At 63.8% G+C, this 11,269-nt stretch carries 11 protein-coding genes; 10 read left to right on the forward strand and 1 reads right to left on the reverse strand.

The window, feature by feature from the left end; all coding sequences use genetic code 11:
- Positions 1-174 precede the first annotated feature (174 nt).
- The 8 genes from ACIQ39_RS15975 to ACIQ39_RS16010 all read left to right on the forward strand — a co-directional run bounded on the left by ACIQ39_RS15975 (position 175) and on the right by ACIQ39_RS16010 (position 7,634).
- The gene (locus tag ACIQ39_RS15975; RefSeq protein ID WP_396435594.1) at positions 175-792 is read left to right on the forward strand and encodes a LysE family translocator; all 618 of its coding nucleotides are present in this window, start codon (positions 175-177) and stop codon (positions 790-792) included.
- Positions 793-822: 30 nt separating this feature from the next.
- Entirely contained in the window at positions 823-1,740 is a 918-nt protein-coding gene (locus ACIQ39_RS15980; RefSeq protein WP_396435595.1) for a DMT family transporter, read from the forward strand.
- Between the two features lie 24 nt (positions 1,741-1,764).
- Positions 1,765-2,970, forward strand: coding sequence for a PLP-dependent aminotransferase family protein (locus ACIQ39_RS15985; protein WP_396435596.1), 1,206 nt, complete (start codon positions 1,765-1,767; stop codon positions 2,968-2,970).
- Between the two features lie 2 nt (positions 2,971-2,972).
- On the forward strand, positions 2,973-3,599 hold the full coding sequence (locus ACIQ39_RS15990; RefSeq protein WP_396435597.1) for a glutathione S-transferase family protein: 627 nt from the start codon (positions 2,973-2,975) through the stop codon (positions 3,597-3,599).
- Positions 3,600-3,614: 15 nt separating this feature from the next.
- A complete protein-coding gene (locus ACIQ39_RS15995; RefSeq protein WP_396435598.1) occupies positions 3,615-4,538 on the forward strand; it encodes a PhzF family phenazine biosynthesis protein in 924 nt (307 codons plus the stop codon).
- A 67-nt stretch (positions 4,539-4,605) separates the two neighbouring features.
- On the forward strand, positions 4,606-5,589 hold the full coding sequence (locus ACIQ39_RS16000; protein ID WP_396435599.1) for a threonine dehydratase: 984 nt from the start codon (positions 4,606-4,608) through the stop codon (positions 5,587-5,589).
- Between the two features lie 63 nt (positions 5,590-5,652).
- Positions 5,653-6,327: a histidine phosphatase family protein gene (locus tag ACIQ39_RS16005; protein WP_396435600.1), complete on the forward strand. Its 675-nt coding sequence runs from the start codon at positions 5,653-5,655 to the stop codon at positions 6,325-6,327.
- A gap of 128 nt (positions 6,328-6,455) precedes the next feature.
- Positions 6,456-7,634: a hypothetical protein gene (locus ACIQ39_RS16010; protein WP_396435601.1), complete on the forward strand. Its 1,179-nt coding sequence runs from the start codon at positions 6,456-6,458 to the stop codon at positions 7,632-7,634.
- A gap of 67 nt (positions 7,635-7,701) precedes the next feature.
- On the opposite strand, the gene ACIQ39_RS16015 is transcribed toward ACIQ39_RS16010, so the two are convergent.
- Positions 7,702-8,541, reverse strand: coding sequence for a creatininase family protein (locus tag ACIQ39_RS16015; RefSeq protein ID WP_396435602.1), 840 nt, complete (start codon positions 8,539-8,541; stop codon positions 7,702-7,704).
- A gap of 176 nt (positions 8,542-8,717) precedes the next feature.
- On the opposite strand from ACIQ39_RS16015, the gene ACIQ39_RS16020 reads away from it, so the two are divergent.
- Positions 8,718-10,979, forward strand: a complete 2,262-nt coding sequence (locus ACIQ39_RS16020; RefSeq protein WP_396435604.1) for a protein-disulfide reductase DsbD family protein — start codon at positions 8,718-8,720, stop codon at positions 10,977-10,979.
- A gap of 99 nt (positions 10,980-11,078) precedes the next feature.
- A partial coding sequence (locus ACIQ39_RS16025; RefSeq protein WP_396435603.1) for a uroporphyrinogen decarboxylase family protein occupies positions 11,079-11,269 on the forward strand: 191 nt, incomplete at its 3' end.

The raw sequence follows: 11,269 nt of genomic DNA on the forward strand, positions 1-11,269 counted from the left end.
TTTGTCGGTGTCTGTTTTCGAGAAAACCCAGATTTCATGCGCCTTGCAGACCGATGCTCACACAACCGCACCACCTGACTGCGCTAAGCAGTTGAATTTGTTCACTTTTTAACCGGACACTACTGATGCCAACTGTATAGGTACTGTATTCATTTTGACCCTACATTCCTAGCTATGACATCTTCAGAACTCAGCGCCCTGTTGGTGCTGGCCACCGTGAGTAGCTTCACACCCGGGCCCAACACCACCTTGTCCACCGCCATGGCCGCCAACCACGGCCTGAAGCGCGCCATGCGCTTTGTCTGCGCCGTGCCGGTGGGTTGGGGGATTTTGTTCGCGCTGTGTGCCACCGGCCTGGGCGGTCTGGTGGTGGCTTTTCCGCCCTTGCGCTGGGCCATCGTGACGCTGGGCACCGGGTATTTGTTGTGGCTGGCCTCGCGTTTGTGGCAAAGCGGCAGCTTGCAGCAAGCCGATAGCGCGAAACTTCAAGTGGGTTTTGTGCAAGGCGTGGGCCTGCAGTTCCTCAACATCAAAGCCTGGATGCTGGCGCTCGCCATCGTGGCGGGCTGGGTGGCGGGTCGTGAAGACGCAGCCCAACGCACCATGATGCTCTTGCCCATCATGATGACCTACGGTTTTGTCAGCAACCTGAGCTATGCGGTGGCGGGCTCCATGCTGCGCCACTGGCTGGCGCATGGCCGCCGTTTGTTGGTGTTCAACCGCTGCATGTCGACCGCGTTGGTGGCTACCGCCTTGTGGATTTTGAACAGCTTGCGGCACAGCGCGGCTTGATACGCATTTTGACCCGCCCATTGACGCCCCATGAATGACCGCACCCCACAACGCGAAACCTTGGGTCTGTGGCTTGGTCTGCTGGGCGTGCTCATTTTTGGGCTGACCTTGCCCATGACAAGACTGGCCACCGGCACAGCAGAGGCGCCGCAGATGTCGCCCTGGTTTGTGACCTGGGCGCGGGCCGCGCTGGCGGGTGGTCTGTCGCTGATTTACCTGTTGGCCGTGCGTGCGCCTTGGCCACGGCCTGAACAACGCGGGCCTTTGTGCTTGTCGCTGCTGGGCAACGTCATTGCCTACCCTTTGCTGCTGGGCTGGGCACTGCGCCACGTCACGGCCAGCCATGCCGCCGTCATCACCGCTTTGCTGCCACTGGCCACCGCTGCGGCCGCAGCCTGGCTCATGCACCAACGCGCTCGCATGGGGTTTTGGGTATTTGCCGCCATGGGCAGCGCCTTGGTGGCGCTCTACAGCCTGTTGCGCTCAGCGCAGCTGGGCCACGATCTGGCTCTGAGCTGGGCCGACCTGCTGCTGGTGGGCGCGGTGCTCTCGGCCGCCTTGGGCTATGTGGCCGGGGCCAAGATCACAGCCGACCTGGGCGCGGAAAAAGTCATCAGCTGGGTCTGCGTCATGGCCCTGCCCATCACCCTGCCCGGCGCCTGGCTTACTTGGCCTGAACACGCCGTCATCCCTGCCGCCTGGCTGGCCCTGCTGTATGTCGGCGTGTTCTCCATGTGGGCGGGCTTTTTTGCCTGGTTTCAGGGCCTGTCGCTGGGCGGCCCGCTGCGGGTGAGTCAGCTGCAATTGCTGCAACCCTTCATCAGCATCCTGGCCACCGTGCCTTTGCTGGGCGAATCGCTGGACGCCATGACGCTGGGCTTTGCCCTGGCCGTGGTGGCCACGGTCTTCCTGGGCAGGCGCATGGCCAACACACCCAAATCCAACTGAACAATGAAAGTTGAGGATCGCCACATGCACTGGACAATGGCCCAACGCGCCGAAAAAATGAACCCCTCGGTGATCCGCGAGATCCTCAAGGTCACCGAAAAGCCCGGCATCATCAGCTTTGCTGGAGGCTTGCCCTCACCGCAAACCTTCCCGATTGAGGCCATGCGCGAAGCCTGCGAGCGCGTGCTGAAAGACGACGGCCAAGCCGCCTTGCAATACGCCGCCAGCGAAGGTTATGCCCCCTTGCGCGAATGGGTCGCGCACGACCTGCGCAAGCAAGGCATGCAGGTCATCCCCGATCAGGTGCTGATCACCACCGGCAGCCAGCAAGGGCTGGATCTGGTGGCCAAAATTTTGACCGACGCGGGCAGCCGCATCTTGGTCGAGACCCCCACCTACCTGGGCGCATTACAAGCCTTCACCCCGATGGAGCCCAGCGTAGTGAGCGTTGACAGCGACGCGCACGGCGTGGACCCAAGCGACCTGCGCGCGAAGGTGGGCAGCGGGGCCGACAAAGCCCGCTTTGTGTATTTGCTGCCCAACTTTCAAAACCCCACCGGCCGCAGCATGAGCGAAGAACGCCGCGCCGCTGTGGCCCAAGTGGCCATCGAATGCGGCCTGCCCATCATCGAAGACAACCCCTATGGTGACCTGTGGTTTGACGCGCCGCCCCCGCCCTCGCTGAGTTCGCGCCACCCGGGCGGCAGCGTGTACTTGGGTTCGTTTTCCAAAATTTTGGCTCCCGGCTTGCGCTTGGGCTATCTGGTTGCGCCCAAGGCGCTCTACCCCAAACTGCTGCAAGCCAAACAAGCGGCCGATCTGCACACGCCCAGCTTCAACCAACGCGTGGTCGCTGAAGTGCTGAAAGACGGTTTCATCGAACGCCATGTGCCCACCATCCGCGCCCTGTACAAACAGCAGTGCGCGGCCATGCTGGCCGCGCTCGAGCGCGAAATGGCCGGGCTGGGCCTGAGCTGGAACCGCCCGGTGGGCGGCATGTTCTTGTGGGTGCAACTGCCCCTAGGCCTCAAAGCGACGCCGCTGCTGGCCAAAGCCGTCGACAAAGGTGTGGCCTTTGTGCCCGGCTCGGCCTTTTACGCCACAAGCGAAGAAGGCGGAGCCAACGAAAGCACGCTGCGCCTGAGCTTTGTCACCGCCACGGTGGACCAAATCAACACCGGCATGGCCGCACTGGCCGCAGCGGTCCGTGAATCCTTGCCTGGGAGATGAGCATGCTCAAGATTTGGGGCCGTATCAGTTCCATCAACGTCCGCAAGGTGGTGCTTTGCGCGCAAATGCTGGGGCTGCGATTTCAACGGGTCGAGGCAGGCCTGCACTATGGTGTTGTGAACACGCCGGAATACTTGGCACTGAACCCCAACGCCATGGTGCCCGTGCTCCAAGACGGGGCTTACACGCTGTGGGAGTCCAATGCCATCGTGCGCTACCTCTGCGCCAGAGAAAGCCGGTTCTACCCCACCGACCTGCCCACACGCTTTCACGCCGAACAATGGATGGACTGGCAGCAAACCACCTTGAACCGGGCCAGCGGCGTGGCCTTTGTGCAGTGGATTCGCACACCGGCGGCACAACGCCAAGCAGACCTGATCGCGGCATCGGTGGCCGCCACCGAACCGCTCTTGGGTCTGCTCAACGCACAACTGGAACACCAGCCCTTTGTCGCCGGCCAAGCGCTGAGCATGGCCGACCTGCCCATCGCCTGCGAAATCCACCGTTGGTGGGGACTGCCGCCCCATGGCCTCGACTACCGCGCTCAATGGCCGCACCTGCAAGGCTGGTACGAACGCCTGTGCCAACACCCCGGTGCCGCTGGCGTGCTGGATTTACCCCTGTCTTGAAAGACCCCTACCGCCATGAAAAACCGCGCCTTCCAACAAGTGGATGTTTTCACCGACACCGCCTTTCTGGGCAACCCGCTGGCCGTGGTGCTGGACGGCACCGACCTGTCTGACGCACAGATGCAAAGCTTTGCCGCCTGGACGCAGCTGAGCGAAACCAGCTTTGTACTGCCGCCCACGCCCGAAGGCGCTGCGAACGGGGCCGACTACCGGGTGCGCATCTTCACACCGGGGGCCGAGCTGCCGTTTGCGGGCCACCCGACGCTGGGCACGGCCCACGCTTGGTTGAAGGCGGGCGGCCAAGCCCGGCAAAGCGGCCAACTGGTCCAGGAATGTGGCGTGGGTCTGGTCAGTTTGAAATCGGTCGACGGTCGCTGGGCCTTTGCAGCGCCCCCCTTGCAGCGCCAAGCACCTGCGCCCGCCCAGCTGGCCCAAGTGCAAGAGGCGCTGGGCCTGCAGGCCGACCAGGTGCTGGCCGCGCAAGACCTGAACAACGGCCCACACTGGCTGGGCCTTTTGATCGCCTCGGTGGACAGCCTGCTCGCCCTGGAGCCGGACCACGCAGCGCTCAAACGCCTGAACACCAAGGTCGGTGTGGCGGCCAAGCGAGCGCCCGGTGCTGACGGCTTGATCCGCCGCGCCAACCGCGAGGCCCGCGCCTTTGCCGCTTCCAAGCGTATCGCCAAGGACCCGACCGATCTGGAAGTGCGCGCCTTCGCCGCACCCGTCGGCATCACCGAAGACCCGGTCACCGGCAGCTTGAACGCCTCGCTGGCGCAGTGGTTGATGGCCGACGGCCACATGCCTGCCCACTACAGCGCCCGCCAGGGCACCGTGCTGGGCCGCGCCGGGCAGGTGTTCCTCGCCAAAGACGCACAGGGCCAAGTATGGGTGGGCGGCGATGTGGTCGGCTGCATCCAAGGCAGCGTGCATTTTTAAGCCCCTTCAGCGCCAAGCCCCGAACCCCAAGCCACGAACCCCAAAACCTCCACCGCCAAAAGCCCCCATGCACCACGAACTGCCCACCCTGGCCCAGATCCAAGCGGCCACACACACCGTGTACGCGGCCTTTGGCCCCACGCCCCAGTACCGCTGGGCCACCTTGAGCCAGCGCTTGGGCACAGACTGCTGGGTCAAGCACGAGAACCACACCCCAGTGGGCGCTTTCAAGGTGCGCGGCGGACTCACCTATTTTGAACACCTGCGCAGCCTGGGCCCCTTGCCCAGCGAAGTGATCAGCGCCACCCGGGGCAACCATGGCCAAAGCATCGCCTATGCCGCCGCACGCCATGGCGTGGCCTGCACCATCGTGGTCCCAGAAGGCAACTCGACCGAGAAAAATGCCGCCATGCGCGCCTTGGGTGCCCAACTGCTGGAACACGGCCACGACTTTCAAGCGGCACGCGAGCATGCACAAAGCCTGGCCGTGACACGCGGCGCGCACATGGTGCCCAGCTACCACCCGGCGCTGGTGCAGGGTGTGGCCACGGCATGGTTCGAATTTTTACAAGCGGTGCCGGCGCTCGATGTGGTCTATGTGCCCATTGGCCTGGGCTCGGGGGCTTGCGCCGCGCTGGCCGCCAAGCGCGCCTTGGGCCACCGGGTGAAGGTGGTAGGCGTGGTCAGCGCCCACGCCACCACCTATGCCGATTCGCTGGCCGCAGGCTGCGTGGTGGAAGCCCCGGTCAGCACCGTGCTGGCCGATGGCATGGCCGTGCGCCGTGCTGACCCGCAGGCGCTGGCCATCTTGCAAAGGGGCTTGGAACGCATCGTGCAGGTCACCGACGCGCAGGTGGCACAAGCCATGCGCGACCTGTACACCGACACGCACAACCTGGCCGAAGGGGCCGGTGCCGCCAGTTTTGCCGCCGCTTGGGCCGATCGCGCACAGCTGCGCGGCCTGGTGGTGGGCACCACCTTGTGCGGCGGCAATGTGGACAGCACCACCTTTGGCCAAGTGCTGAATGGCCAGGACGCCGCTTGGGCCTGAGCTCAGACCCAAGCCGTCGCTCTTGGGACTGAAGCAGCGCAGACCCGCCCGCACAATGCCCGCATGGGAACGCTTTATTTGGTCCGCCACGGACAAGCCTCTTTCGGGGCCGATGACTACGATCAACTCAGCCCTTTGGGTCGCCAACAAGCCGTGCGCTTGGGGCAATACCTGGGCCCCAAGTTAAAAGAAAAGCCGCTTGAAGCCGTGTTGATGGGCAGCTTGAAGCGCCACCGTCAAACCTGGGAGGGCATTGCAGAGGGCGCGGGCCTGCCGCACACCCCGGCCGTGTGGCCGGGCCTGAACGAGTACGACAGCGAGGCGCTGATCGCCGCCATCCACCCCGAACCGCTGGCCAAACCCGACACGCCCGAGCTGTACCGCCACCACTTTCGCCTGCTGCGCGACGCGCTGCAGGCCTGGATGGCCGGGCGCACCCAACCCCAGGGCATGCCCCGCTATGCCGACTTTGTCGGTGGCATCGAAGCCGCGCTCGACCATGTGCGGCAACAGCACACGGGCGATGTGATGATCGTCTCCAGCGGCGGCCCCATTTCCACCGCCGTGGGCCGGGTGCTGGGCACCCCGCCCGAGACCACCATCGAGCTGAACCTGCGCATCCGCAACACGGCGCTCACCGAGTTGGTGTTCACCCCCAAACGCCACATGCTGCTGACCTACAACACCCTGCCCCACCTGGACAGCGACGCGCACAAACACTGGGTCACCTTCGCCTAAACCAGAAGGCGTTTTGGCCAAACGCTGTCGGGTCACCGTGTCACCGTGTCACCGTGTCACCATGGGGTCATGCTGCACAGGTAGATTCCCTAGGCAATACCCTTACGGTTTGCAGGCAAAATATTAGGATGAACCGCTCAACCGCTTGGTTGTCCCTCAAAGCTGCTGAGGGTGGCATCCAGCTCAACACCCCGCTTGCCGCAGACGCTGATCGGTGGGCAGTCGCTTTGGCTTCATTGGTGGACCAATGGGCGCTGCGCTCGGCGGTGCAGACCATGTTGCTGGCCATGCCAAAAAACCAAGAGGGCCAACCCGCACAAGTCGTCTTGATCTGCCAGCTGCGCCCCGACTTTCGACAGCGCTGCATGCCCGGGTACGACAGCTTGGCCCTGCACCAGCGACTGGGCCACGGGCAGCACACCGACGAGGTGTGGGCCTTGGAGCGGGAGATTTGGGTCGCCTTGCTCGGCTCACCGCAGCCTTTTCAATTTGCCAGCCTGGAGGCGCTGAGCTCGCACATCCGCGTGCGGCGCAACACGGCCTTGGCGGCCCGCAAAACCGCCTTGGCCTTCAAAACCGAAGCAGCCGAGCGACCCCCGGCCGATTGGCACTACGCAGAAGGACCCGGCTTTGTGCTGAACCCCGGTCGCTCCCTCATCAAGGCCTTGATCGCGGCCACCCAACCCGAAGCCACTGGCCAGCTTTACGATTTTTCTTGCTACCGCGCCACCGAATACGTGATCTTGCTCGGCATCGCGCTAGAAGCCCGAGACCACAACCCGGCTTTGTTGCTTGCACTGCAAGATTTGAATGAACAGCATGCCGTCCGTTCAGGGCAATTTCACGACGTTTTTTTGGTCGAGTATGGCCACATGGACACGCCCTTGCCCGCGCGTTTTCATGTGCCTGGCGACCGGCTGTGGTTTCGCAACCCGGACGAACGGTCTTCAAACGTCACCGGCTACGAAGGCTCTTGGGTCATCTACATGGGCGGTGGTTTGTTCAGCAACTTCTGGCAGCGCGACAAACCCTTCACGCTCGAGTCCAAAGCCATCGAGATCTACCACTGGAAAGACGGCGTTGACACCGACGCTCAAGGCGAGTTGCAAATGAACGAAACGGTGGTGCAGGCGCTGGTGGCGCAAACGCAGGCCCGGTCCGAAGCGCGCACCCAAGTGCTGGAACGCATGCTGCGCCTGCGCGACCCCCAAGGCGTTTACGCGCAAGGTGGCTGCCTGGACACCACCCGCGAATACCCCAAAAGCGTCAGCCGCGATCACTGCGAACTGGTGCTGCCCCGGCCCTGACGACCCCCCTTGGCCGCCTGCGGCAGTCAGCCCAGCTTGGGTGGCTGCGCAAAGGGCCAGCCCCGCTTCACCCCACCTGATCGCTCAGGGTGTCGGGCGGCAGGCGGTCAAGCTCCACCAACAACTGGGCCAAGGCCCGACCTGAGGCGTCCAGCAAAGCCTGGCCTTTTTCGGCCGTGGCCGCAGCCGCATTGCCAGCAGCGCCCTGGCGGTTGTAGTCCTGCATTTGCCAGCCCAGCTTGGCACTTTTGCCATTGCCCAAAATACCAAAGCGCTCGGCCCGGTCTTGCGCGGTCGAGCGGAAGTTTTGCGCCAAAGCCATGCGCACCGTCTCGGGCCGCAGTGCCCGCATCATCGACGTTTCGATGTCGCCCGCGTGCACGCCAAAGCGGTGCTCTTCGGGCGGGAACAGCGCCAGCAGATCTACACCTTGTGCGTCCAGAAGTGGCAAATTGAACCAACTGACGCTGTAGACCAACAGGCCCAAGCGGGCCCGCAAGTCGCGCGCCACGATGTCCATCACGCTGACCTGCCCACCGTGGGCGTTGAGCAGCACCAGTTTGGTCACACCCGTGGCGGCCACCGACTCCCCAATGTCGGTCCACAAACGGATCACCGTCTCGGCCTTGAGCGTCAAAGTGCCCGCAAAACGCGCGTGCTCTGGGCTCAGGCCCACGGTCTGCGTGGGTAAAAAGAGCACCGGCAGCTCGGCTGGCAGGTGCGCCAAGCTGGCCGCGACCACCCCGTTGACCAAGTCGCTGTCCACCGACAAGGGCAGATGCGGGCCATGTTGTTCGGTGGCGGCCACGGGCAGCACGGCGATGGCCCGGTCGTTGGCCCGGTTAAGCGCCATAGCTTGAAAATCAAGGGTGGTCCAGTCGGCCCAAAAACGCGAAGGGTTTTGCATCAGAGGCATCTTAATAGAGCGCAGGCGTGTAAAGTGCCCCCCGGGTACAGGGACAGCGGGTTCTGTTCAAATTGTTGGGGTGTCTAAGAAGGATTGGTGTGAAATTTTCCGTGTTGTCACGTGGCAGGGCCACTGCCCAAATGTTGGTGCTGAGCTGGTTTTTTTGCGTGGCTTTGATGGCCACCGCGCCCAGCTTGGCCCAGACCCGTTCGCTGTTTTCTGCCAAGCCCAGCAGCACCAGCACCGCCTCCTTGTTGGGCCAAGACAGCCCAGTGGTGAACACCGAACAGGTGCGCGCCGAGTTGATGGTGCACGCGCCACAAGGCATTCAGGTCGGACAGACGTTTTGGCTGGGCTTGCAAATCGAGCACCAAGCCGACTGGCACACCTATTGGCAAAACCCAGGCGACTCGGGCCTGCCCACCCAGCTGCAATGGCAACTGCCTGCGGGTTTGCAGGCCGGTGACATCGCATGGCCTTTGCCTCAAAAGTTTCCTATCGGCAGCTTGGCCAACTACGGCTACAAAGACCGCCTGTTGCTGACTGTGCCCATCACGGTAGGCGCGGAATTTGAGTTCCCAGCCAGTGGTGGCCTGCCCATTCAACTGCAAGCCGAATGGCTGGTATGCCGCCAAGAGTGCATCCCCCAAGAGGGTCGCTTTGTTCTGAACTTGGCGTCAGCCACGGCGCAAACGCCGCACGCGGCTGGTTTCAACGCGGCCCAAAAACTCAGCCCGCAAGCGCTGGCCCAAGTGCAACAAGGCGACGCCTGGATTTCCGGCGGGCAGACCACCGTGTCAGACGACGGCCAACAACTGCGCCTGAGCGTGCACGGCTTGCCCGCCAACTGGCGCGGCCAGACACTGAGCGCGTTTCCAGTCACGGCCAATGTGGTGCACAACGCCGCCGTGCAGGGCCAAGATTGGACGCAAAAATGGCAAGGCTCAGTCTGGCGCGCGCAATTCCCGGTGTCACAAGAGCGTGGCGACAGCCCCACCCGCATGCGTTGGGTGATCGCACTCGGCATGGACTCCGCCCCCAAGGCCCCAGCCTTTGAGATCGAAACGCCCGTGCTCGGCGCATGGCCTGCGCTGGCGCAACCTGCGCCCGTCGAAATCTCACCCGCATTGGCCAAAGCCCTGGCCGACAGTGCCCGAGCGACCGACATGCCGGTCAAGCCTGCCGCCAGCGCTTGGGCGCTGACGCTGGCCATTTTGGGCGCGCTGGTGGGCGGCTTGCTGCTCAACCTCATGCCCTGCGTGTTCCCGGTGCTGGCCATCAAAGTGCTGGCTTTTACCCAAGCCGACACCTCACAAGCCCAACACCGCGCCGCTGGTCTGGCCTACACCTTGGGCGTGGTGTTGTCATTCATGCTGCTGGGCGGTTTGATGCTCACCCTGCGCGCGGCCGGCGAGCAGCTGGGCTGGGGTTTTCAATTGCAGTCACCGGGCGTGGTGGCCGGCTTGGCGCTTTTGTTTACCCTGCTGGGCCTGAACTTGGCAGGCGTTTTCGAATTTGGGCAAATGCTGCCCAGCAGCCTGGCCTCGCTGCAAAGCCGCCACCCCACAGTCAATGCCGCCTTGTCGGGCGTGCTGGCCGTTGCCATCGCCTCGCCTTGCACTGCGCCCTTCATGGGGGCGTCACTGGGCTTGGCAATTGCGCTGCCCGCATGGCAAGCGCTCACGGTGTTTGCCGCCATGGGTGTGGGCATGGCTGCGCCCTACTTGGTGTCCAGCAGATGGCCCGGCATCGCACGCGCGCTGCCGCGCCCCGGCGCGTGGATGGTGACTTTCCGCCAAGCCATGGCTTTTCCCATGTTTGCCACGGTCATTTGGTTGCTGTGGGTGCTGGGACAGCAAACCAGCCTTGACGGGGCCAGCGGCCTGCTGGCTTTGCTGCTCGCGGTGGCGTGGCTGGCTTGGGCACTGGGCTTGCGCGGACGCACACGCATGGCCATGACTGGTTTGGCTTTGGCCACTTTGCTGTGGCTGGGCAGCAGCTGGTTGCCGCTGGCTTTGCGCGAAGCGCCTGCCAACGCCCCCTTGGCCAATTCGCTCAGCAGCGCCAGAGGCTCAGGCACTGCCGGTTTGTCCACCTGGCAAGCTTGGTCTGAAGCCGATCTGCAGACCCAACTGGCCGCAGGCCGACCGGTGTTTGTGGACTTCACCGCCGCCTGGTGCGTGACCTGCCAGTACAACAAAAAAACCACCTTTGCCGATGCCCAAGTGCTGGCCGACTTTGCCGCCCGCCAAGTGGTGTTGATGCGTGCCGACTGGACACGGCGCGACCCGGCCATCACCCAAGCCCTGACAGCGCTGGGCCGCAGCGGTGTGCCGGTTTATGCCCTTTATGCCCCCGGCCGGGCTCCCGTGCTGCTGTCTGAACTGCCCAGCGTGCGCGAAGTTCAAACCGCCTTGCAGGGCCTGGCGGCGCGTTGAGCCCTGCTTCGTGCCGCCATGTGGGCGCTTGCCCCAGCCTGCGAATCTGCCCGAAAGCGACCCCGTCAAACACCGGCCTGGGCCTGCCACAATAAGGGCATGAGCTCTTTCGCCCCCTTGCAAAACGACAGCTTCCTGCGCGCCTGCCTGCGCCAGGCCACCTACCACACCCCCGTCTGGCTCATGCGCCAAGCCGGGCGGTATTTGCCCGAGTACTGCGCCACCCGCGCCAAAGCCGGCAGCTTCATGGGCCTGGCCACCCACGTCGACTACGCCACCGAGGTCACCTT

This window comes from Limnohabitans sp. (assembly GCF_044361645.1).
GTDB lineage: Bacteria > Pseudomonadota > Gammaproteobacteria > Burkholderiales > Burkholderiaceae_C > Limnohabitans_A.